Origin of the sequence: Myxococcus sp. RHSTA-1-4 (assembly GCF_020037125.1) — a bacterium.
Lineage (GTDB): Bacteria > Myxococcota > Myxococcia > Myxococcales > Myxococcaceae > Myxococcus.
This window is the reverse complement of sequence record NZ_JAIQDG010000001.1, coordinates 316,732-337,990: the sequence shown is the minus strand read 5'-3', so window position 1 is coordinate 337,990 and position 21,259 is coordinate 316,732. Positions and strand designations below refer to the sequence as shown.

The following is a 21,259-nucleotide window of genomic DNA, read 5'->3' as shown; positions in this document are numbered from 1 at the left end:
TTCACGCGCCGCTCCGTGGCCGTGGAGCGCGCATTCCATTTTCGCAGCCGTTGGGAAAGACTCGGGTGCGCAGGAGCCGCTTCCTGAGGGAAGTCTCAGACAGATTCGCTTCCCTTGCTGGTTTTTCAGCGAGACTTCAACGTCCGCCGTGGGGCTCTCACCCTCTGAGGCGAGGGGAGTGAAATGGCGCCTCCGTGCGCCACCGTGTCGCGGCCAATGTGCGGATTGCTCGCCCCCTGAAACCCCGGCAACCTTCCGCGCATGAACAGGCTGGGGAGCCACATGCGCTCGGGGGCGCAATCCGGACAGGCGGCGGTGGAGTCGGCCATCATCCTGCCGCTGTTCGTGTTCCTCATCCTCGGCATCCTGCAGCTCGGGCTGATGCACCAGGCGCGCTTGCTGACGAAGTACGCGGCCTACAAGGCCGTGCGCGCCGGCTCTCTGCACAACGCCAAGGTCGAGGAGATGGAGAAGGCCGCGCTCGCGGTGCTGCTGCCCATGGTGGGCACCCGGGCGGGAGGCCCGGACGGCATCGAGTACATCCGGCCCGTCGGCAGCGCGCAGGAGTTCGCCACCAAGTGGAACGAGCTGCAGAGCAACGAGATGCCGGGCGTGGGCCTGAAGTACGCGGAGGTCACCGTCTGCGGGCCCACGAAGGAAGACATCGGCTCGAACGCCTCGGAGCTGGACTTCGATGACCCGAAGAACACCAGCCCGGACGGCTGGCGTCAGAGCCAGCGCACCAAGCTGCGCATCCAGGTGACCTTCAACTACCGGATGATCATCCCCTTCGCGGACTGGGTCATCTACCAGTCCGCCCGGGGGCGGGAAATCCCGTCCGTCCTGATGATGGGCAAGGTCACCGCCGAGGAACAGAACAAGACGTCGAAGCGGAAGTTCGCGGGCGCCAGCACCTCGGAGGGGACCTACGAGGGCGCGGCCGCGCAGGGCGTCTACATCATGCCCATCCGCGCCACCTACACCATGCGGATGCAGTCGAATTTCTATCTGAACCGCAACAGCCTGCCCGAGAAGAACGAATGCGTGTTCCCGTTCTCGTACGAGTGAGGAGCCGTGCCCGGCGAGGGCAGGCCATGGTGCTGAGCGCCCTGTCCTTCCTGGTGCTCGCGCTGATGGTGACGCTGAGCTTCAACCTCAGCCACGCGCTGCGCCAGAAGATGGGCCTGCAGCAGCACAGCGACGCGCTGGCCTACTCCATGGCGGTGCTGGAGGCGCGCGCGCTCAACTACTACGCGGTGAGCAACCGGGCCATCGCCGGCTCCTACGTGGCCATGAACAGCCTGCACGCGTACATGGCCGCCATCAGCGTGACGGGCGACATGATGCGCGCCGCGCAGCAGAACTTCTACATCATCGCCGCGCAGGAGTTCGCGCAGTGCGCCTGCTACGGGTGCTGGCAGCATTGCATCCACGGCATGGAGGCCCTGCAGATCGCCGGCGATTTCGGCCAGACGGGGCGGGACTACGAGAAGAAGGCCCAGGGCACCGAGAGCAGCTTCAGGACCGCCATGGAGGGCCTGGACCTGCTGGTGGACAACATCCACACCGCGCAGAAGTCGGTGCACGAGAAGACGCTCCAGGCGGTGAAGGACGGGAAGAGCCACGGGCTCGGCCAGCTGGTGGAGCACAACGCGCCGGGCGCGAGCGACCTGCCCCAGGAAGTGGGCAGCATCAACGCGAACGAGTTCAACTGCGCGGTGGACGGGCTGGAATGCCAGGGCAGCGTGGGCAACTCCGACGAGAAGGCGCGCGCCAAGGTGATGACCGAAATCGCCAACGCGAGCCGCTCGGGCTGGCCGGCGACGCGGGACGTCGCCAACGCGATGCCGTCCTTCCAGATTCCGTCCTACCTGCATTCGAATTTCATGCAGGAGTTCGAGGACATCCCGGGCAGTGGCCTGAACCGTTTCCAGGTCCTCCGCCACGTGGGCACCGCGAAGACGGTGCAGGACGAGGGCAGCGTCAACGGGCCTGGGGAGCAGGACGGCAACGAGGGCACCACCGTCGCCGCCAGGGAGGAGGGCATGCTCTTTCACAGCTGGCGGGATGGAGCCATGCTGTCGTCCTACGAGTCCAAGGTCTGGAGCGACGAGAACGGCGGTGGCCACGAGCCCAGCGGCGCGCACAGCGGCACGCACCAGTTCGAGGGCGTCAACGCCCGGGCGCTGACCGCGTGCTCGCAGTCCGGCAACTGCTTCATGAAGTTCCGCGCCAACCCGTCCGCCGCGCGCGACTGGGGCCAGCCGCGCGTGTACAGCTACCTGACGCGGCAGCTCCGGGCGGGGGACACCTCGAAGGCGCCCTGGGAGCTGAACTCCTCCGCCACCGTGAGGATGACGCACGGGGGGCAGGGAGAGGGCCAGCTCACGCTCGCGGCGGCCGAGGGCATGAGCCTGTCCAAGGCGATGGTCTACTACCACCGCTTCGGGGCCAACGGCTGGAGGGAGGCACCCAACCTCTTCGGCCCCTACTGGCGCGCGAAGCTGCACCCCTTCAAGCCGGATGAGGCCGCGAAGGTGCTCGACGCGGCGGGGAACTCGGATGCGGCCGAGATGGCCCAGGTGCCGGGGGTGTCGCTGTGAGGCGCGCGCAACGTCGTGCGGCCCGGGGCGCCGCCGCGGTGGAGCTGGCCCTGAGCATGCTGGTGCTCATCCCCGTGTTCCTCTACGCGCTCTTCCTGGACGACCTGCTGCGCCACGTGCTGGACGCGCAGGAGGCCGCGCTCTCCACCATCTGGGACTACACCGTCCAGGACTACGCCAAGCAGCCGCAGGGTGAGGCCTTCGCGGGCTTCGGCAACGTCCAGGGGCACGTGCGGCAGATGTACTGTGACCACGAGTCCGGCATCGACAGCTACGAGGAGGGCGAGGCCGGGGAGTGTGGCTCGCTCGAGAACCACCACCACGAGCTGGTGTCCCATGCCTGCTGGCTCAACCCCGGCTCCGAGCAGGTGCAGTGCACGCTCAGCCGCGACGTGGGGGAGCTCGGGGTGTCGCAGCACCAGTCCTATATGGACGAGTTCGGCAAGGGCGGCCTCATCCGCTGCACGGCGCGCCTGGGCGTGCAGAACTACCTGCTGCAGCGCAAGGTCTTCGCGCAGTTCTCCAAGGTGGACCTGGCCCGGGACAAGAAGGACCGGGGCTCGGGCATCCACGCCAACGCGCAGGGCGGCACGTACGAGGACGACGCCAAGGGCGTCGCGGGTGACGTCTACCTGCTGCCCTGGGAGCGCAGCTCCATCGTCACCGACACGTGGGCCCTGACCGAGCACGCCGACATCCGTCCGGGCACCGCCCAGGGCGAGCTCTATGACCGCGTGCTCCAGCAGTACGAGCACCAGGACAACCCGGGCTTCACCCAGATGCAGAGCGAGGCCGTCAACTTCGTCCAGGAGGCCATCCAGGACGAGCTGCTCGCCCCGAGCCTGGCCATCACCGACAGCACGCCGCCGGGGGATGACCCGCGCAAGCCCAGCATCGCCATCAAGCCCCACCTGGAGGGTGAGCCGGCTCCGGAGGAGACCATCACCCAGCAGGGCAGCAGCCAGAACTACTTCAACAGCGAGTGGCAGGACTGGGACCAGGACAACAACAAGGAGAGCTACCAGCAGCGGGGCAACTGGTACATGGGCTGCAACCAGGAGGAGACCTGTTGAAGGCGTCGGCCTCCCATCCGGTCATCCGCGTACCGGCGCTCCTGTTCTCCGTGGCGGTGGTGGGCTGTCTCATCGGCTTCGCCTGGGAGCGCGTCGCGTACCGGAACGCCCCCGTGGACGGGGAGTGGGAGCCTCCCGCGCAACCGGGGCATGGCGAGGCGGGGGCGACGCGTGGGGGTGCGCGCACGCCCGGTGAGGAGGCCGTGCTGAAGCGGGCGCTGTCGCACTTCCCGCCCTACCCGCGAGCGAGCCGTCCGGAGGTGCTGGCGTCGGACTACCTGGGGCCCGGCGTGCCCATGGCCGTGGCGTGGTTCTCCACGAAGGACACGCCCGCGCAGGTGATGGAGCACTACGCGAAGGCGCTGCTGGAGAAGGGGCTGCCCGTCCTCCGCCAGGTGCACGGGGAGAAGGGCGGGTACGTGGGCTACTGGAGCCCCGCGACGATGGAGGTCCGGCTGGTGTCGGCGCTGGAGCAGGGCGGGGAGACGCTGGTCTTCGTGTCGGCCGGGCAGGTGCATGGCCTGCTGGAGCGGGCCATCGAGATGCCCGCGTGGGTGCCGCTTCCGGGGGAGCTGACCGACTTGCGGGCGATGAGCTTCGAGATGGAGGGGGCCACGCACCACGCGGTGTCCGGGCAGTTGCCGGAGGAAACGCTGGGTGGGGCGGAGGCGCGCTACCGGGCGGTGCTGCGTGAGAAGGGCTGGGCGATGGGGGCGACGGAGCCGCTGGAGCCGAAGGGCGTCTCGTTCGAGGTGAGCCAGGGTGTCATGCAGGGCCGGGCGGTGCTGCGCGAGCGTCCATCCCAGCCTGGGGTGGAGGTGCAGTTGTCGCTGCTGCAGCGGGGGGCCGCGCCATGATGGAAGCGCGTAGGGGTGCATCGATGAAGAAGACTTGGGGGCGCGTCGCCGTGGCCTGTCTGGGGTTGCTGCTGTCCGGCACGTCGGTGGCCGCGGGAAGGAAGACCTGCGAGCAGCACTGCGACGATGACGTGAAGCAGTGCAAGGCCATCTGCAAGAAGTACGCGGGCAGCAACGTGGCGAAGTGCCAGTCGGCCTGCTCCGACCAGAAGAAGCCGTGCATGGAGGCCTGCGCGGCTCCGGCGAGGCCGGCGCCCGAGTCCCGGGGAGGCGCGAAATGAAGGCAGGGCTCCGTCAGCGCTCCCGAGGGCAGTCCATGGTGGAGTACTCCGTCGTCACCGCGGCGCTGCTCGGCTTCACCGTGCTGGGCTGGCCGTTCCTGGTGCAGCTCCTGAACGGGCTGCACCGGTACTTCAGCTCCATCTACTACATCATCCAGTCGCCCGTGCCCTGAGGCACGGGCGCGAGGGTCGGGCCGGCTACGGCTTCACGGTGGTGACGAACTCCGCCTTGCCCCCGGAGACCTTGAGCACCACGGCCTCCTTCACGGCGTCGCGGTTGGCGTCGATGGTGATTCGGCCCGAGATGCCCGGGAAGTCCTTCGTCGCCGCAATCGCGTCGCGCAGGGCCGGGCCGCTCAAATCCGGGGCGCGCTTCATGGCCTCGATCGCCACGCGGGCCGCGTCGTACGCCAGCACGCCCACGCTGTCCGGCACGCTGCCGTAGGCCTGCTTGTACTTCGCCAGGAACTGCTGGAGCACCGGGTCCGGGTTGTCCGGCGAGTAGTGGTTGGCGAAGTAGCTGCCCTCCAGCGCGGACCCGCCCAGCTCGTACAGCTTGTCGGAGTCCCAGCCGTCACCACCCAGCAGCGGCACCCGCAGGCCCACCTCGCGCGCCTGCCGCGCGATGATGCCCACGTCCGTGTAGTACCCCGGCACGAAGACGGCCTCGGGCTTGAGCTGCTTGATGGCCGTGAGCTGCGCGCGGAAGTCCGTGTCGCCCTTCGAGTAGCTCTCGTCCCCGACAATCTTCCCGCCGAACTCCGTGAACTTCTGGTTGAACACGTCCGCCAGGCCCATGGAGAACGCGCTCTTGTTGTCGCGCAGCACCGCCACGCTGGAGAGCTTCAGGTGCTCCTTCGCGAACTTCGCCATGACGAGCCCCTGGAAGGGGTCGATGAAGCAGACGCGGAAGATGTAGTCGCCCTTCTTCGTCACCTCGGGGCTGGTGGACGTGGGCGTAATCATCGGCACCTTCGCCACCTGCGCCTTCTCCGCCATCGCCATGGACACCGACGAGGCCGCCTCGCCCAGGATGAGCACCACCTTGTCCTGGGTAATCAGCCGCGTCACCGCCTGGGCACCCTCCTCGGGGCGGCCCTGGCTGTCATACACGCGCACCGCCAGCTTCTTGCCCTTCACGCCCCCCGCGGCGTTCGCCTCGTTCAGCGCCAGCTCGATTCCGTTGCGCGCGGAGATGCCGAAGGTCGCCTCGGGGCCCGTCAGGCTGCCCACCTCACCCAGGAGGATGGTGTTGGCGTCCGCGGGGGTGGGGGTACTCGGGGCACCCGCCGCCTGCCCGCCCGGCTGGGGCTCCGTCGGCGCGGGCGCGGACTTCTTCTCGCAGGCCACGGCGGCCAGGGCCAGCGTGGCGAGCAGCATCAGGGGACGGCGCATCGGTGGGGTTCCTCCAGAGGGGGAAGCGGACGCTCAACCCTAATCCCGTCTCATGGATGGCGGGGACTTCTCTTCTTCATGGAGGCCCCCCGGCCCGCCCGCCCGCTGGCCAGGGGCCCTCCCGCCGGGGTACGAAATGTAATGTGGACTGAACTGGTCCACATTACATATGACGCCCCCGGTGGCCCGGAGGCCCCGGCAGGAACCGACTCAGAGAGGAGACACCCGCACCCATGCTTCGGATGAGCAAGATGACCGACTACGGCATCGTGCTGATGACCGAGCTGGCACGCGCGGACGGTGACACGCGCACCACCCGTGAGCTGGCCGCGCGCACCCGTGTGCCGCTGCCCTCGGTCAGCAAGGTGCTCAAGAGCCTGCTCCAGGCGGGGCTGGTGGTGTCCCACCGTGGCGCCAACGGCGGCTACGGCCTGGCGCGTCCTCCCCCCGAGCTGTCGCTGGCGGAGCTGGTCGCCGCGCTGGAGGGCCCCGTCGCCCTCACCGAGTGTGGCACCCACACCACCGCGGCCGGGGCGCCCTGCGGGCTGGAGCCCATCTGCCAGGTGCGCAGCCACTGGCGCCTCATCAACAACGCCATCCAGGAGGCACTGGGCCGCCTGACGCTGGCGGACCTGGTGGCCCCCGCGCCCCGCGTCCCCGAGCGGCTGGTGGGCCTGGGCACGCCCCCGGCCGGCGCCGGCGCCGTCACACCTCCTTCCGTTTCCGTCACAGGAGTCCGCTCATGAGCACCGACACCCTCCAGGAGCTGACCCGCCGCCCGTACGAGGCCGGCTTCGTCACCGCGGTGGAGTCGGACACGTTCCCTCCCGGGCTGAGCGAGGACGTCATCCGCCAGCTCTCCGAGAAGAAGGGCGAGCCCGCCTTCCTGCTCGAGTGGCGCCTCAAGGCGTTCCGCCACTGGCTCACCATGAAGGAGCCCACGTGGCAGGCCGTGAAGTACGCGCCCATCGACTACCAGGCCATCAGCTACTACTCGGCGCCGAGGCAGAAGCCGAAGAAGGGCAGCCTGGACGAGGTGGACCCGGAAATCCTCCGCACCTACGAGAAGCTCGGCATCCCCCTGCACGAGCAGAAGCTCCTCCAGAACGTCGCGGTGGACGCCGTCTTCGACTCGGTGTCGGTGGCCACGACGTTCAAGGACAAGCTGGCGAAGGCGGGCGTCATCTTCTGCTCGTTCTCCGAGGCCGTGCGCGAGCACCCGGAGCTGGTGAAGAAGTACCTGGGCTCGGTGGTGCCGTACTCGGACAACTTCTTCGCCGCGCTCAACTCGGCCGTCTTCAGCGACGGCTCGTTCGTCTACATCCCCAAGGGCGTCCGCTGCCCCATGGAGCTGTCCACGTACTTCCGCATCAACGCCGCGGAGACGGGCCAGTTCGAGCGCACGCTCATCGTCGCCGACGAGGGCTCCTACGTGAGCTACCTGGAGGGCTGCACCGCTCCCCAGCGTGACACCAACCAGCTCCACGCCGCGGTGGTGGAGCTCGTCGCGCTGGACGGCGCCACCATCAAGTACTCCACCGTGCAGAACTGGTACCCCGGCGACGCGGAGGGGCGCGGCGGCATCTACAACTTCGTCACCAAGCGCGGCATCGCCCACCGGGGCTCCAGGATTTCGTGGACGCAGGTGGAGACCGGCTCGGCCATTACCTGGAAGTATCCGAGCGTCATCCTCAAGGGCGACGACTCCGTGGGTGAGTTCTACTCGGTGGCGCTCACCAACAACCTGCAGCAGGCGGACACGGGCACGAAGATGGTGCACATCGGGAAGAACACCCGCAGCACCATCGTGTCCAAGGGCATCTCCGCCGGGCGCGGGCAGAACACGTACCGGGGCCTGGTGAAGGTGCTGAAGAGCGCGGAGAACGCGCGCAACTACACGCAGTGCGACTCGCTGCTCCTGGGGGACAAGTGCGGCGCCCACACGGTGCCGTACATCGAGGTGAAGAACGCGTCCGCGCAGGTGGAGCACGAGGCGTCCACGTCGAAGATTGGCGAGGACCAGCTCTTCTACTGCCGGCAGCGCGGCATCTCGCAGGAGGACGCGGTGTCCATGATTGTCAACGGCTTCTGCCGCCAGGTGTTCAAGGAGCTCCCCATGGAGTTCGCGGTGGAGGCGCAGAAGCTGCTCGGAGTGAGCCTGGAAGGGAGCGTGGGGTAGGCCCATGGCATTGCTGACTGTTCGCAACCTGCACGCCCGCGTGGCGGGCAAGGACATCCTCAAGGGAATCGACCTGGAGGTGCGCCCGGGAGAGGTGCACGCCATCATGGGCCCCAACGGCTCCGGGAAGAGCACGCTGGCCAGCGTGCTGGCGGGCCGTGACGGCTACGAGGTGACGCAGGGGGAGGTGCTGTTCGACGGCAAGCCCCTCCTGGAGCTGTCGCCCGAGGAGCGCGCCACGGCGGGCGTCTTCCTCGCCTTCCAGTACCCGGTGGAGATTCCGGGCGTGGGCAACCTGCACTTCCTGCGCACCGCGCTCAACGCGCAGCGCCGGGTGCGGGGGCTGGAGGAGCTGGACGCGATGGACTTCCTCCAGCTCGCCAAGGAGAAGTCGAAGCTGGTGAAGCTCGACACGGCCTTCATGAACCGCTCCGTCAACGAGGGGTTCTCCGGCGGCGAGAAGAAGCGCAACGAGGTGTTCCAGATGGCGGTGCTGGAGCCGCGGCTGGCCATCCTCGACGAGACGGACTCCGGCCTGGACATCGACGCGCTGCGCACGGTGGCCGGCGGCGTCAACGCGCTGCGCTCGCCGGAGCGCGGCATGGTGCTGATTACGCACTACCAGCGGCTCCTGGACTACATCGTCCCGGACAAGGTGCACGTCATGGCGGCGGGCCGCATCATCCGCTCGGGTGGGCGCGAGCTGGCGCTGGAGCTGGAGGAGAAGGGCTACGGCTGGCTGGGCCTGAAGGACGGCGCGAGCACGGCGGTGGCCGCGAAGGGCGGGGAGGTCCGGCGATGACGTCCGCCCTGGCGCACTACCTGGACGTGGCCTCGCGCTTCCACGCGCGCGACGCGTCCGCGCCGGAGTGGCTGCGGCGGGTGCGCGCCGAGGGGCTGGCCCACTTCGAGCGGCAGGGCCTGCCCACCTCGCGCGACGAGGCGTGGAAGTACACGCACCTGGCGCCCCTCGTGGAAGGAACGTTCGTTCCACCGGAGGAGGCGCGGAGGGCTGGGGACCTGGCGGCGGTGGTGGACCGGCTCGGGCTGCCTGGGCCGAGGCTCGTCTTCGTGGACGGACGGCTGGCGCCGGAGCTGTCGTCGCTGTCCGGCCTGCCGCGCGGGCTGACGCTGAAGCCTCTGCGGGACGCGCTGCGCGAGGACGGCGAGGTGCTGGAGGCACTGGTGGGCCAGCGGGCCCTGGCCTCGGAGCACACGTTCACCGCGCTCAACGCGGCCCTGCTGGAGGAGGGCGCGCTGCTGAGGCTGGCGCCGGGCACGCTGAGCGAGGTGCCGGTGCAGCTCCTCTTCCTCACGCGAGGTGACGCGCCGGTGCTGGCCAGCCCGCGCATCCTCGTGGTGGCGGGGGAGAGCAGCGAGGCCACGCTGGTGGAGACGTACGCCAGCGCGGGCCCGGGGGCGGGTGCCACCTTCACCAACGCGGTGACGGAGGTGACGCTGGAGGACAACGCCAGCCTGCACCACTACAAGCTGCAGGCGGAGGCGGACGCGGCGGTGCACGTGGGCGGGCTGCACGTGAGGCAGGGGCGGGACAGCCGCTTCGCCTCGTTTGCCTTCTCGTTCGGCGGGGTGCTGTCGCGCAACGAGGTGCACTCGGCCTTCGCGGGCGAGGGGGGGGAGGCCACCCTCAACGGCCTGTACGTGGGCCGGGGCTCGCAGCACCTGGACAACCGCACGGCGCTGGACCACGCGGTGCCCCGGTGCACCAGCCGCGAGCTGTACAAGGGCGTGCTGGACGACCGGGCGCGGGGCACGTTCCACGGGCTCATCCGGGTGCGGCCGGACGCGCAGCGCACGGACTCGCGGCAGCAGAACCGCAACCTGCTGCTGTCCGAGTCGGCGCAGGCGGACGCGCGGCCGCAGCTGGAAATCCTGGCGGATGACGTGAAGTGCGCGCACGGAGCGGCGGTGGGGCGGCTGGATGCGCAGGCGCTGTTCTACCTGCGCTCGCGCGGCATCCCCCGGGCGGAGGCCGAGCGGCTGCTCACCCACGCCTTCGCGCGCGAGGTGGTGGACGCGGTGCCGGCGGGGCCGGTGCGGGAGAAGGTGGAGGGCCTGCTGGCCCTGAAGCTGCCGGGCGCGGCCCGGCGGGAGGTGCGGGCATGAGCGGGTTCGACGTGCAGCGCGTCCGTGGTGACTTCCCCATCCTCCGGCAGGAGGTGCGGGGCCGCCCGCTGGTGTACCTGGACAGCGCGGCCACCGCGCAGAAGCCACAGGCGGTCATCGACGCCATCGTCCGCTTCTACCAGCACGACAACGCCAACGTGCACCGCGGCGTCCACGTGCTCTCCGAGCGCGCCACCGAGGCGTACGAGGGCGCGCGGGAGACGGTGCGCCGCTTCATCAACGCGCGCGACGCGAGGGAGGTCATCTTCGTGCGCGGCACCACCGAGGCCATCAACCTGGTGGCGCAGACGTACGGGCGCAAGAACATCGGCCCGGGTGACGAGGTGCTCATCACCCACATCGAGCACCACGCCAACATCGTCCCCTGGCGGATGCTGTGCGAGCAGACCGGCGCCGTGCTGAAGGTGATTCCGGTGGATGAGCGCGGCGAGCTGGTGATGGACGCGGTGGACGCGCTGCTGACGGAGCGCACGCGCATCCTCGCGGTGACGCACGTGTCCAACGCGCTGGGGACGGTGGCGCCGGTGAAGGAGCTGACGCGCCGGGCGCATGCGAAGGGCATCCCCGTGCTGGTGGACGGGGCGCAGGCGGTGACGCACTTCCCGGTGGACGTGCAGGACCTCGGCTGCGACTTCTACGCCTTCAGCGGGCACAAGATGTTCGGCCCTACGGGCATCGGCGTGCTGTACGGCCGCCTGGAGCGCCTGGAGCCGCTGCCGCCGTACCAGGGCGGCGGGGACATGATTCTCTCCGTGACGATGGAGAAGGTGACGTACAACCGGGTGCCGCACCGCTTCGAGGCGGGCACGCCGGACCTGGCGGGCGCGGTGGGACTGGCGGCGGCCATCCGCTACCTGGAGGCGCTGGGCATGGACGCCGTGGCGGCGCATGACCAGGAGCTGCTGGCGTACGCGACGCAGGCGCTGGAGTCGGTGCCCGGGCTGCGAATCGTGGGAAGGGCACGGGAGAAGTCGGCCGTGCTGTCCTTCCTTCTGGAGGACATCCACCCGCACGACGTGGGCACGATTCTGGACCGCGAGGGCATCTGCATCCGCACGGGCCACCACTGCGCGCAGCCGGTGATGCAGTACTTCCAGGTGCCGGCCACGTCGCGGGCATCGCTGGCGCTCTACAACACGCGTGAGGACGTGGACGCGCTCGTGCGCGGGCTGCACAAGGTGCTGGAGGTGTTCAAGTGAGCTCGGACCTGTCGGACCTCTATCAAGAGGTGGTGCTGGAGCACTCCAAGCGGCCACGCAACTACCGCGTGGTGGAGGGCCACAACCGCGAGGCGGCGGGCCACAACCCGCTGTGCGGCGACCAGCTCCTGCTGACGCTGAAGGTGGAGGGCGACGTCATCCGCGACGTCGGCTTCCAGGGGCAGGGCTGCGCCATCTCCAAGGCCTCCGCGTCGCTGATGACGGGGGCGGTGAAGGACAAGACGCGGGCGGAGGCGGAGGCGCTCTTCGAGCAGGTGCACAAGCTGGTGACGGAGGGGCCGGAGGGCGTGGACATGGACGCGCTGGGGAAGCTGGCGGTGCTGTCCGGTGTGAGTGAGTTCCCGGCCCGGGTGAAGTGCGCGAGCCTCGCGTGGCACACGCTGCGCGCGGCGCTGGAGGGACGCGGCGAGGCCGTGTCCACCGAGTAGGGGAGCGAGGGCGCCATGAGAGGAATGACAGCGGTGCTGGAGCGGGAGGTGCCCGCGACCATCATCCCGAGTGGAGACCGGGTGGCCCTGCCGGCCGGCGCGGAGCTGCGGGTGATGCAGACGCTCGGCGGCAACATCACGGTGCAGGACCCGTACGGCCAGCTCTTCCGCATCGACGAGAAGGACGGCGGCGCGCTGGGCGAGGAGTACGCGCCGAAGGAGAGGGCGGCGGCGGACCCGGGCACCTTCGACGAGGAGCAGGTCTGGGAGCAGCTCCGCACGGTGTATGACCCGGAGATTCCGGTGAACATCGTGGAGCTGGGGCTGGTCTACGCGTGCAAGGCGGAGCCGCTGCCGGAGGGTGGGCAGCGGGTGGACATCCAGATGACGCTGACGGCGCCCGGCTGCGGCATGGGCCCGGTGCTGGTGGACGACGTGCGCCAGAAGGTGTCCTCCGTGCCGGGCGTGAAGGAGGCCAACGTCGAGCTGGTCTGGGACCCGCCCTGGGACCAGAGCCGCATGACGGACGTGGCCCGGCTCCAGCTCGGGTGGATGTAGCGGGGGGCGCGTCAGCGCAGCGCGACCAGCCTGCGCGCCCCCACGCCGAGCGCCGCCGTCGCGAGGCTGCCCGCGAGCAGCTTCGGCCAGCGCCGCCGGGGCTTCTCGGCCTGGACCGCGATACGGGCCTCCACCTCCGGCATCTTCTCCGCGAACATCTCCACCATCCGGTGCACGAAGGCGGACATGTCGTGGGGGCCCCGGCTGGATACCCAGTTCCGGTCGCGGATGACGGGCGCGTCCACCCACTCTCCGCCCGCGTTCTTCACGTCGTCCTGGATGCCGGGCCAGGACGTCAGCTTCCGCCCCTCCACGAGGCCCGCGGAGGCCAGCACCCAGGGGCCGTGGCAGATGACGGCCGTGGGCAGGTTCAGCGTGTCCGCGTCGCGCACGAAGTCCTGCGCCAGCGCGCTCTGCCGCAGGGTGTCCGGATTGATGAATCCGCCGGGGATGAACACCGCGTCGAAGTCCGCGGCCTTCACGTCCTTCAGCGTCGCGTCCACGGAGACCTTCTTCCCGGGAGACATCAGGTTCATTCCCCGAATCTTCCCCTTGTGCAGCGAGACAACCGTCACGTCCGCGCCCAGGCTCTTCAGCACCACGAGGGGAATCGTCAGCTCCACCTGCTCGAAGCCATCCGCCGCCAGCACGGCCACTCGCAAACCCGTCAGCTTCTTCATCTCGCTCACCTTGTCGTCCCGAAAGGCTGTCGCTCCTGACCCTGTGCATGACGGCCGGGCCCGTGAATGGAGGAGGGGAGCGGGCAGGGGCCCCCTTCTCCCTTCGTCCCGGGCGTGAAGCTCCGCGTCATGGCGGCGGGGGCTGGCGTTGTGCCTCCCTGGAGGGCGTGCTAGCGACCCGGCGGACCGTCTGGCGGCGGGCGGAGTGCACCCCGTCCAGGGGGTTGCGGTTGATGACTCGCCGGAGGCCCACCGAATGCTCACCTCGCTCTCCCCCCTTCACCGCGGACTGCTCGCGGGCACCGCGTTGCTCCTCGGCCCCGTGGGCTGTACCAGCGTCGAGTCGGCCCGGGTGGAGGAGTCCCGGCTCTCCACGAAGGACGCGCCCGCAGTGAAACAGAAGTGGGGCCTCGTCATCCACGGCGGCGCGGGCGTCATCTCCCGGGAGAACCTCACCCCCCAGCGCGAGGCCGAGGTCCGCGCCGCGCTCACCCAGGCACTCCAGGCCGGCCACGCCGTGCTGGCGAAGGGCGGCAGCAGCCTGGATGCGGTGGGCGCCGCCATCCGCGTGCTGGAGGACTCGCCGTACTTCAACGCCGGCAGGGGCGCCGTCTTCAACCATGACGGCGTCAACGAATTGGACGCCGCCATCATGGATGGAAAGACGCGCATGGCCGGCTCGGTGGCGGGCCTGCGGCACGTGAAGAACCCCATCGACCTGGCGCGGCGGGTGATGGAGAAGTCGCCGCACGTGATGATGATTGGCGAGGGCGCGGAGGCCTTCGCGAAGGCCCAGGGCGTGGAGCTGGTGGACGCGAAGTACTTCTACACGGAGGAGCGCTGGCAGGGCCTCCAGCGCGCGCTCCAGAAGGAGCGCGAGCAGCAGCAGGCGGCCCCTCCGGGACAGCCTTCCTCCGCGCTCCAGCCGGGGTATGACCCCGTGACGGGGGACCACAAATTCGGCACCGTGGGCGCGGTGGCGCTGGACCAGGCCGGCAACCTCGCGGCGGGCACGTCCACCGGCGGCATGACGAACAAGCGCTACGGCCGGGTGGGGGACTCGCCCATCATCGGCGCCGGCACCTACGCGGACCCGGGCTGCGCCGTCTCCGCCACCGGCCACGGTGAGTACTTCATCCGCTACACGGTGGCGCGCGACATCTGCGCCCGCGTGGAGTACCAGCAACTGCCCCTGCCCGAGGCCGCCGACCGCGTCGTCAACGACGTCCTGGTGAAGGCCGGCGGCGAGGGCGGCGTCATCGCCATGGACCGCCACGGCAACGTGGCCATGCCCTTCAACTCCAGCGGCATGTACCGCGGCTACATGGGCGAGGACGGCCAGCCCCACGTCGCCATCTTCAGGGACGCGGAGCCGAAGTAGCGGCCCTCAGGCCGTGCGCGGCGTGGGCCCCACCCGCGCCGCGTTCCGGGCCATGCCCCCCACCACGGCGTGGTGGAAGGGCCGGATGACGTTGAAGTACACGGGCCCCGCCCAGTTCCGGTAGTGCACCAGCGTCACGACATGGAACCGCCGCCGGGGCCCACCGGCGGGCTCGGGCTCCACGACGACGGCCAGGGTGGCCTCCAGGTGCTTGTCCTCTGCGGCCACCACCCAGGCGTGCTCCTCCTCCGCGTGGCGCACCGTGAAGAACGACGCGGCGCTGCCCGGCGTCATGGGGATGTCCTCGGGGCGCAGGCGCTGGGGCCGGGGCATGCCCTCCTGCCGCATCCCGAGCAGCCGGACGAAGACGGCGCGCACCCGGTACAGGGCCGTCACCCACGCGGGCTGGTACGACATCAGCCCCGCGAGGAAGGCGCGCAGCGACGCCTCCGACTCCACCGTCTTCACGTCCACGTGGTCCGCGCCTTTCGCGAAGGGGCGCAGCGCCTCCGGCAGCCGCGTGGGTTTCCGGGCCTGGAAGATGACGCGAAGGCCCACCGGGACGAAGAGCCACGCGCCCGTGTCGGGCATGGGGACCCCGTTGAAGAGCACCCACCCGAGCAGTCCCCAGCCGAAGCTCGCGGGGAGCGGGCGGTTCAGCTCCCGCTCCACCCAGCGGGCCAGCGCTCCCATGATGAGCATTCCCCAGCCCGTCATCAGGAACCAGAAGGCCTCACCCCGGGCGGGGGTGTCCATGCGCACGCTCATGAACACGCCTTCCCGGACCATCTCCAGCAGCGGGTCCTTGAAGAGCACCAGCCCCGCGACCTGATGCACCGCGCCGATGAGCATCACCAGCGCCCCGTTCGTCACTCGCATGTGCGGCCTCCGTTCCTGTCATCGGATACGCATCCGTATCGCGATACGGGACCGTATAGTGCGGAGCCCGTCAGGACACAGGCCTGGACGCCAAGGAGGGGCTCCGCCAGACTGCGGTGAACGATGAGCCGCACTTCTGACCGCCCGCCCGTGCCCACGGGCTTCCGGACGCTCGAGGACATCCGCAAGCAGCGCCGGGGGCCGGGGCTCTCGGCCGAGGACTGGGCCGACGCGGCCCTCTGGAGCCTGGCGGACGGCGTCGAGGCCCTCTCGGTGGAGCGGCTGGCCCGGCGGCTCGGGGTGACGAAGGGCGGCTTCTACTGGCACTTCAAGGACCGGGCGGAGCTGCTCCAGGCCGCGCTCGCCCGCTGGGAGCACCTGGCCACCACCGAGGTCATCACCCAGCTGGACGCCCTGCCGGACCCGAGGGAGCGGCTGCACCGGCTGCTGGCGCTGACGTTCGAGCCCGACCCGCACGGGAGGATTGAGGTCGCCATCGTCGCGGGCGCCGCCTCGGACCCGCGCATCCAGCCCGTCCTGGCGCGTGTCTCCCAGCGGCGCATCGACTACCTGGTGAAGCTCTACCGGGCGCTCGGCCTGCCGGCCCGTGAGGCCCGCAACTGGGCGGTGCAGGCGTATTCCACGTACGTGGGGCTGCTGCACCTCGCCATCTCCAGCCCGGACACGCTGGGCACGGGACGGGCCCGCGCCGACTATGTCAAGCACATCGCCCGGACACTGATGCCTGTGTGAAACATGTATCGGCCCCCCCCCCGCCCCCTGGGGAGGGCCGGAGTCAGCGGCGGGCCTACTGTTGCAAGACGGGGATTTCCGACGAAACTCAGGGCATGTACTACGTCGCCGCCCTGGTCGTCCTGGTGGGCCTGTCCCTGGTCATCCGCCGTGCCCTGCGCTCCCGGAGGGACCTCGTGTCCACCATCCGGCAGGGGAGTGCCGCGCGGGTGGAGGCGCTGCTGCGGAAGCGGCCGGGGGTGCTCGCGGCGGCCCGGGACTCCGTGCGTGGGCCGCTCCAGGCCGCGGCCTCGGTGGGCAGCCGCGACATCGTCGAGCTGCTGCTGGCCCGCGGGGTGGACCCGGCGGGCATCGACGCCTGGGGGCAGAGCGCGCTGCACGTGGCGGCGCTGCACGGCCACGTCGACCTGGTGCGGCGCTTCCTGGAGCTGGGGGTGGACGTGAACCTGCGGGCGGGGCGGGCCACCTCCGAGAAGGTGCCGTCCCGTGCTGGCGCCACCAGCGTCCACTTCGCCTGCGGCGCCGGCCAGCTCGCGGTGCTGGACCTGCTGGTGGAGAAGGGCGCGGCCTGGGACGCGGTGGACGAGAAGGGCCTCACCGCGCTGCACGAGGTGGCCGCGCGCTCCGGCTCGGTGGAGGTGGCGCGGCGGCTGCTGGAGCTCGGCTGCGCGGTGGATGCGGTGGACTGCCTGGAGCAGACGCCGCTGATGCTGGCGCTGACCTACAAGCGCAACGCGCTGGCCGCCCTGCTGGTGGCCCACGGCGCGAGCCCCCATGCCCGGGGCCCGCTGGAGTTCACCCCCCTGCACCTCGCCGCCCTGCGCGGCCTGGACGACCTCGTCTCCGGGCTGCTCGCCGCCGGCGCGGACCCCCAGGCCCGCAATGACTTGAAGCTCACCCCGCTGGACGTGGCCCGCGCCGAGGGGCACGCGTCCGTCGTGGCCCTCCTCGAGGAGGCCCAGGCCCGGCGCGCGGGGTAGCCGCGCGCCGCTCCGGCCTGGGCCGCCCGGCTACTGCTTCACCAGCACCAGCTCACGCGTCTGGATGAGGTCCACGTCGCCGGTGAAGCCGGCGAACTGCTCGTACTGGCCGGGTGCGACGCGGGTGCGCGGCAGGCGCAGGGACTCGGTGATGGTGAGGACTCCGCCCTCCTGCTTCTCCGAGCGCGTGAAGCGGCCGAAGGCGCTGTCCACGTTGAGCGCCGCCTGCGGGTCCGCCAGCTTCCAGCCCGCCGGCATCTTCAGCGTCACCTGCGTGTGGCTGGCCTCCGTGTTGTCGATGTAGAGCGGCGTGCGGCGCGTGCTGAGCTGCACGTAGCGCCGGCCGAGCTGCGCGGGGAAGGTGAGGGGCCCCAGCGCCATGCGCTTGTCTCCCTCCAGCCGGCCGAAGCGCGGCACGGTGAACTCGTAGTGCAGCACGAAGGGCGCGCCCACCTGCTCCTGGTGGTCCAGCTTCACGCTCGACAGCGCCGCGCCGCCGAAGTACCGCGCCACCGCCCCCTGGAGCGCCTGGTTGCGGCTCTCCGCGGACAGCTGGCTGAAGGCCTCGGCAATCTGCGCCGCCTCGAAGCCCGAGTACACCTCCTCACCCTTCCCGGTGAGCTGCCCCTCCGCGTCCAGCTCCAGCGCCAGCCGCACCTCCTTGCCGGGAGCCTCCTTCATCGGCGGCGTCTTCACCTTCTCCAGCGGGCGGCCGGGCTCCGGCAGCAGGTACGCCTCGCGCTCGCCCATGGCCGGCTCCGGCAGCTCGCCGAAGGGGCCGAAGCGCACCGACGTGTCCACCCACACCGGCTCGCTGCCCGGCGGCTCCACGCGCAGGGCCACGAAGGGCAGCAGGCTGTCCTGCGGGAAGAGGTACGGCGCCGGGTCCGTGCTGAAGGTGCGAATCGCCACCACGCGCGCCGGAATCCCCAGCGCGTCCAGTCCGGCCTTCAGCACCGTCAGCCGGCTGCCGCGGTCCTGCGCCACGGTGGACGCCGCGGACTGCGCCAGCCCCGAATCCCGCCCGGAGAAGCGCTGCATCACCGCCGCGTGCAGCGCCTTCACCGCCTCCAGGCCCTGCTTCCCCTCCGCCGCCTTGCGCGCGAAGGCCTCCACCTCCGCCGTGCGCTGCCAGCGGTCCTGGAAGGCATCGCCGTAGACGCGCACCAGCCCGTCATTGCCCGTGGCGCCCGCGCCCACCAGGACGAAGGGCAGGTACTCGTTGCTGGACTGCGGGGCGTCCGGCTCGGCGATGAACGGCGGCACCCGGCGCGCCTCGTAGTGGAAGACCTCCACGTCTCCCTCCACCTTCGGCGCGGGCGCCTTCATGCCGTGCGCGTCCACCTTCATGCCGCTGCCCTTCGGCGCCACCACGGTGTACGTCGTCCACGCGTTCGGCTGGTTGGCGATTTGGAAGTAGAACGCGGACGCCGTGAAGCCCGGCTGCGCGGGGCCGCGGGGGCCCTCCGCCAGCAGGTACTCCACCTGGATGTAGTCGCCCACCTGCACGCCCGGCAGGCTCACCGTGTCCTTGCCCTCGATGTTCTCCGGCTCCAGCACGCGGCCGTCCGCCTTCAGCGTGCGCAGCGCCAGCACCTGCGCGCCGCGGGGCACGTTGACCTCGGCGATGTCCTGCACGCCGGACTGCTCCAGCGCCTTCTGCACCGTGTGGATGCGGTTGACGATGCTGCCATCCGGGTACACGCGCACCGCCGCCGCATCCAGCACGAAGGCCGCCGCGCTGCCGCCGGTGACGGGCTCCGCCTCGTAGGCGCGGATGGCCTCCCGTGCGTCGATGGCGTACTCCTGCAGCAGCTCGCGGCCCGTCTTCGTCCGCTCCACCGCGCGGCGCAGGGACAGGTCGTCTCCCTCCATGGCCAGCGCCTTCTCCCGCAGCGCGAGCGCCTCGGCCGGCTGGCCCGCGTGCTCGCGCACGTCCGCCATCCGCTTCACCAGCTCCGCGTTGCGCGGCCACACCGCCGCCAGCGCCTTCAGCACCGCCGTGGCGTCATCGTAGCGGCGCAGGGACACGTAGAGGTTGGCCAGCGAGTTGCCCGTGCTCGCGCTGCTGGGGTCCCTGGAGAGCAGGTCCGCGTACAGCTTCGCCGCGGTCTCCATGTCGCCCCGCGTGCGCGCGTGCTCGGCCTCGCGCACCACCGCGCCGGGGCAGCCGCTCAGGGCCTCCACCAGCCGGTCTCCGCGCTCCACCGCGTCTCGCCGGCGCGCCAGGTTGTACTGGAGCCCCAGCGCCTCGCAGTGGCCCGGCTGCGCCTCCAGCGCCACCGTCAGCGACTCCTCCGCGAGCGCCTCCACGTCCAGCGCCAGCGCCGCGCGCGCCCGCGCCATGGACACCGCGGGGCTGGCGGCGGCCGCCGCCGGGTCCACCGCCTTCAGCGTCTCCAGCGACGCGGCCGGCTGCCCGTCATCCATGAAGAGGTCCGCGCGCACCAGCAGCGCGGCCACGTTGCCCGGGTCCTTCGCCAGCACCGCCTCCAAATCCCTCGTGGCCCGGCCCCGCGCCACCTTGGCGGGCACCGTGCGGTCCACGGCCGCCAGCTCCGCGCGCAGCGCCAGCAGGGCCGGGGTGTTGGCCTCCACCGCCGCCATCAGCCGCCGCGCCCCGTCCGCGTCCCGGGCCATGCCGTCGCGCACCGCCAGCACCGTGGCCAGCAGCCCACCGGCCTCCTCCTCCAGCGCCGTCTTCAGCGACTCCACCGTGGGGTACACGCCCGGCGTCTCCTCGGAGCTGTCCGGCGCCTTGCCCCACGTCTGGGGCGCAGGCCCGGCGGCGGGGGTGAAGCGCACGCCGGAGGGGCGCCCGTCCTCGCGCAGCAGGGCGAAGGTGAGGAGGCCGGAGGTGCCGGCCTTGAACTGCCGGATGAGGAAGCGGTGCTTGCCCGCGGGCAGCTCCACGGCGCGCGTGGTGACGGTGGAGGCGGCGCGCTCCCAGGCTCGGCGCTCCATCAGCGGCGCTCCGTCCAGCAGCACCTGGTGCGAGGTGCCGCTCACCGAGCGCGCCACGTAGGTGCCCGGCTCCGTCACCTCCGCGTCGAAGGCCAGCAGGTACAGGTCACCCTCGCCGGGCTCGCCGCCCAGGTCCAGCCGGCCGTCCGGCGCGCGCAGCGTGCGCACGGGCAGCGGGCCGAAGGCGCCGGTGAAGGGGCCCGCCAGCGAGCCGGATTGGCTCACCGGGTCCGCCTCGTCCCACGCCAGCACGTGGAAGGGGGAGAAGGGGCCCACCAGCGCCGCCTCGCCCACGCCACCCAGCTCGCGCAGCACCGCGTCCCGTGCCTTCGCGTCCCCCCGCACCACGTGCACGGACAGGCGCGCGCCGCGCAGCAGGAAGGCCGTCTCGCCCGTCGCGCCCGCCGCCAGCGCGCGCTCCACGCCCTTGAGGATGTCGTCGTCCAGCGCGCGCGACGTGCCCACCAGGTCCAGCGTGTACCGCGCGGCGGGCACCGCCAGCGGGTGCCGGGGCGCGCGCGCCGCCAGCTCCAGCGAGGCCGCCAGCGCCCGGTCCGGGCGGCCCGCGCGCCGCGCCAGCCAGTGCTGCCCCATCAGCGCGTACGGGTCGCCCGGGTCCTTCGCCACGGCCGCGTCGAAGCGCTGCTGCGCCAGCGCGGGGTTGCCCGCCACCAGGTACGCATGGAAGCCCGCCAGCGCGAGCGTGCGGGCCTCGTCGGCGCCCTTCTCCGCCCGCTCGGCGGCGGACTCGAGGACGCGGGGCGTGACGGAGGAGGGGGACTTGGGGCAGCCGGACAGGGCTGCGAGGAAGGCGAGCGCGGCCAGGCCGCGGCGGAAGGTGCGCATAGGAGGGCCGAAGGGATAATGCAATCCCCCGTGG

The 21,259-nt window shown here is 71.0% G+C and carries 20 protein-coding genes; 16 read left to right on the top strand and 4 right to left on the bottom strand.

Going from position 1 to position 21,259, the window contains the following annotated elements:
• Positions 1-282: 282 nt before the first annotated feature.
• The 6 genes from K8638_RS01395 to K8638_RS01370 are packed head-to-tail and all read left to right on the top strand — an operon-like array spanning position 283 to position 4,987.
• Positions 283-1,068 (top strand): TadE/TadG family type IV pilus assembly protein, encoded by a 786-nt coding sequence (locus K8638_RS01395; protein WP_223752543.1) that lies wholly within the window; start codon positions 283-285, stop codon positions 1,066-1,068.
• Positions 1,041-2,603 carry a TadE/TadG family type IV pilus assembly protein gene (locus tag K8638_RS01390; protein WP_223752542.1) on the top strand — a complete coding sequence of 521 codons (1,563 nt, stop codon included), beginning with the start codon at positions 1,041-1,043 and terminating at the stop codon, positions 2,601-2,603. Before K8638_RS01395 ends, K8638_RS01390 begins: the two co-directional genes overlap by 28 nt.
• Entirely contained in the window at positions 2,600-3,676 is a 1,077-nt protein-coding gene (locus K8638_RS01385; RefSeq protein ID WP_223752541.1) for a hypothetical protein, read from the top strand. Before K8638_RS01390 ends, K8638_RS01385 begins: the two co-directional genes overlap by 4 nt.
• Positions 3,673-4,533 (top strand): hypothetical protein, encoded by an 861-nt coding sequence (locus K8638_RS01380; RefSeq protein WP_223752540.1) that lies wholly within the window; start codon positions 3,673-3,675, stop codon positions 4,531-4,533. The genes K8638_RS01385 and K8638_RS01380 overlap by 4 nt, the downstream gene beginning before the upstream one ends.
• A 23-nt stretch (positions 4,534-4,556) precedes the next feature.
• Positions 4,557-4,814 (top strand): hypothetical protein, encoded by a 258-nt coding sequence (locus tag K8638_RS01375; protein ID WP_223752539.1) that lies wholly within the window; start codon positions 4,557-4,559, stop codon positions 4,812-4,814.
• A complete protein-coding gene (locus tag K8638_RS01370) occupies positions 4,811-4,987 on the top strand; it encodes a hypothetical protein (RefSeq protein WP_223752538.1) in 177 nt (58 codons plus the stop codon). The genes K8638_RS01375 and K8638_RS01370 overlap by 4 nt, the downstream gene beginning before the upstream one ends.
• A 25-nt stretch (positions 4,988-5,012) precedes the next feature.
• On the opposite strand, the gene K8638_RS01365 is transcribed toward K8638_RS01370, so the two are convergent.
• Entirely contained in the window at positions 5,013-6,209 is a 1,197-nt protein-coding gene (locus K8638_RS01365) for an ABC transporter substrate-binding protein (protein ID WP_223752537.1), read from the bottom strand.
• Between the two features lie 233 nt (positions 6,210-6,442).
• On the opposite strand from K8638_RS01365, the gene K8638_RS01360 reads away from it, so the two are divergent.
• The 7 genes from K8638_RS01360 to sufT are packed head-to-tail and all read left to right on the top strand — an operon-like array spanning position 6,443 to position 12,742.
• Positions 6,443-6,955: an SUF system Fe-S cluster assembly regulator gene (locus K8638_RS01360; protein WP_223752536.1), complete on the top strand. Its 513-nt coding sequence runs from the start codon at positions 6,443-6,445 to the stop codon at positions 6,953-6,955.
• Positions 6,952-8,388 carry a Fe-S cluster assembly protein SufB gene (sufB, locus tag K8638_RS01355; RefSeq protein ID WP_223752535.1) on the top strand — a complete coding sequence of 479 codons (1,437 nt, stop codon included), beginning with the start codon at positions 6,952-6,954 and terminating at the stop codon, positions 8,386-8,388. The genes K8638_RS01360 and sufB overlap by 4 nt, the downstream gene beginning before the upstream one ends.
• Before the next feature lie 4 nt (positions 8,389-8,392).
• Positions 8,393-9,190 carry a Fe-S cluster assembly ATPase SufC gene (gene sufC / locus K8638_RS01350; protein WP_223752534.1) on the top strand — a complete coding sequence of 266 codons (798 nt, stop codon included), beginning with the start codon at positions 8,393-8,395 and terminating at the stop codon, positions 9,188-9,190.
• Complete coding sequence (gene sufD / locus K8638_RS01345; protein ID WP_223752533.1) at positions 9,187-10,515, top strand: Fe-S cluster assembly protein SufD; 1,329 nt, start codon at positions 9,187-9,189, stop codon at positions 10,513-10,515. Before sufC ends, sufD begins: the two co-directional genes overlap by 4 nt.
• The gene (locus tag K8638_RS01340) at positions 10,512-11,735 is read left to right on the top strand and encodes a cysteine desulfurase (protein WP_223752532.1); all 1,224 of its coding nucleotides are present in this window, start codon (positions 10,512-10,514) and stop codon (positions 11,733-11,735) included. The genes sufD and K8638_RS01340 overlap by 4 nt, the downstream gene beginning before the upstream one ends.
• Positions 11,732-12,184, top strand: coding sequence for a Fe-S cluster assembly sulfur transfer protein SufU (gene sufU, locus K8638_RS01335; protein WP_223752531.1), 453 nt, complete (start codon positions 11,732-11,734; stop codon positions 12,182-12,184). Before K8638_RS01340 ends, sufU begins: the two co-directional genes overlap by 4 nt.
• A 15-nt stretch (positions 12,185-12,199) precedes the next feature.
• Positions 12,200-12,742, top strand: coding sequence for a putative Fe-S cluster assembly protein SufT (gene sufT, locus K8638_RS01330; protein WP_223752530.1), 543 nt, complete (start codon positions 12,200-12,202; stop codon positions 12,740-12,742).
• Between the two features lie 11 nt (positions 12,743-12,753).
• On the opposite strand, the gene K8638_RS01325 is transcribed toward sufT, so the two are convergent.
• Complete coding sequence (locus tag K8638_RS01325) at positions 12,754-13,422, bottom strand: type 1 glutamine amidotransferase domain-containing protein (RefSeq protein WP_223752529.1); 669 nt, start codon at positions 13,420-13,422, stop codon at positions 12,754-12,756.
• 256 nt (positions 13,423-13,678) lie between these two features.
• Here K8638_RS01325 and K8638_RS01320 point away from each other — a divergent pair, with 256 nt between their 5' ends.
• Complete coding sequence (locus K8638_RS01320) at positions 13,679-14,803, top strand: isoaspartyl peptidase/L-asparaginase family protein (RefSeq protein WP_223752528.1); 1,125 nt, start codon at positions 13,679-13,681, stop codon at positions 14,801-14,803.
• Between the two features lie 6 nt (positions 14,804-14,809).
• Here the strand turns inward: K8638_RS01320 and K8638_RS01315 are convergent, their stop codons facing one another.
• Positions 14,810-15,682, bottom strand: a complete 873-nt coding sequence (locus tag K8638_RS01315; protein WP_223752527.1) for a DUF6463 family protein — start codon at positions 15,680-15,682, stop codon at positions 14,810-14,812.
• A gap of 123 nt (positions 15,683-15,805) precedes the next feature.
• Here K8638_RS01315 and K8638_RS01310 point away from each other — a divergent pair, with 123 nt between their 5' ends.
• On the top strand, positions 15,806-16,435 hold the full coding sequence (locus K8638_RS01310) for a TetR/AcrR family transcriptional regulator (protein WP_223752526.1): 630 nt from the start codon (positions 15,806-15,808) through the stop codon (positions 16,433-16,435).
• 95 nt (positions 16,436-16,530) lie between these two features.
• Positions 16,531-17,415: an ankyrin repeat domain-containing protein gene (locus K8638_RS01305; protein ID WP_223752525.1), complete on the top strand. Its 885-nt coding sequence runs from the start codon at positions 16,531-16,533 to the stop codon at positions 17,413-17,415.
• Between the two features lie 30 nt (positions 17,416-17,445).
• Here K8638_RS01305 and K8638_RS01300 read toward each other — a convergent pair whose 3' ends face one another.
• Positions 17,446-21,225 carry a DUF3858 domain-containing protein gene (locus K8638_RS01300; protein ID WP_223752524.1) on the bottom strand — a complete coding sequence of 1,260 codons (3,780 nt, stop codon included), beginning with the start codon at positions 21,223-21,225 and terminating at the stop codon, positions 17,446-17,448.
• Positions 21,226-21,259: the final 34 nt, after the last annotated feature.

Coding starts and splice junctions, on each gene's coding strand:
- sufB (WP_223752535.1), top strand. CDS start 6,952: ATGAGCACCGACACCCTCCAGGAGCTGACCCGCCGCCCGTACGAGGCC.
- K8638_RS01370 (WP_223752538.1), top strand. CDS start 4,811: ATGAAGGCAGGGCTCCGTCAGCGCTCCCGAGGGCAGTCCATGGTGGAG.
- sufT (WP_223752530.1), top strand. CDS start 12,200: ATGAGAGGAATGACAGCGGTGCTGGAGCGGGAGGTGCCCGCGACCATC.
- K8638_RS01390 (WP_223752542.1), top strand. CDS start 1,041: ATGCGTGTTCCCGTTCTCGTACGAGTGAGGAGCCGTGCCCGGCGAGGG.
- K8638_RS01395 (WP_223752543.1), top strand. CDS start 283: ATGCGCTCGGGGGCGCAATCCGGACAGGCGGCGGTGGAGTCGGCCATC.
- sufD (WP_223752533.1), top strand. CDS start 9,187: ATGACGTCCGCCCTGGCGCACTACCTGGACGTGGCCTCGCGCTTCCAC.
- K8638_RS01360 (WP_223752536.1), top strand. CDS start 6,443: ATGCTTCGGATGAGCAAGATGACCGACTACGGCATCGTGCTGATGACC.
- K8638_RS01300 (WP_223752524.1), bottom strand. CDS start 21,225: ATGCGCACCTTCCGCCGCGGCCTGGCCGCGCTCGCCTTCCTCGCAGCC.
- K8638_RS01365 (WP_223752537.1), bottom strand. CDS start 6,209: ATGCGCCGTCCCCTGATGCTGCTCGCCACGCTGGCCCTGGCCGCCGTG.
- K8638_RS01315 (WP_223752527.1), bottom strand. CDS start 15,682: ATGCGAGTGACGAACGGGGCGCTGGTGATGCTCATCGGCGCGGTGCAT.
- K8638_RS01340 (WP_223752532.1), top strand. CDS start 10,512: ATGAGCGGGTTCGACGTGCAGCGCGTCCGTGGTGACTTCCCCATCCTC.
- K8638_RS01325 (WP_223752529.1), bottom strand. CDS start 13,422: ATGAAGAAGCTGACGGGTTTGCGAGTGGCCGTGCTGGCGGCGGATGGC.
- K8638_RS01305 (WP_223752525.1), top strand. CDS start 16,531: ATGTACTACGTCGCCGCCCTGGTCGTCCTGGTGGGCCTGTCCCTGGTC.
- K8638_RS01375 (WP_223752539.1), top strand. CDS start 4,557: ATGAAGAAGACTTGGGGGCGCGTCGCCGTGGCCTGTCTGGGGTTGCTG.
- K8638_RS01310 (WP_223752526.1), top strand. CDS start 15,806: ATGAGCCGCACTTCTGACCGCCCGCCCGTGCCCACGGGCTTCCGGACG.
- K8638_RS01320 (WP_223752528.1), top strand. CDS start 13,679: ATGCTCACCTCGCTCTCCCCCCTTCACCGCGGACTGCTCGCGGGCACC.
- sufC (WP_223752534.1), top strand. CDS start 8,393: ATGGCATTGCTGACTGTTCGCAACCTGCACGCCCGCGTGGCGGGCAAG.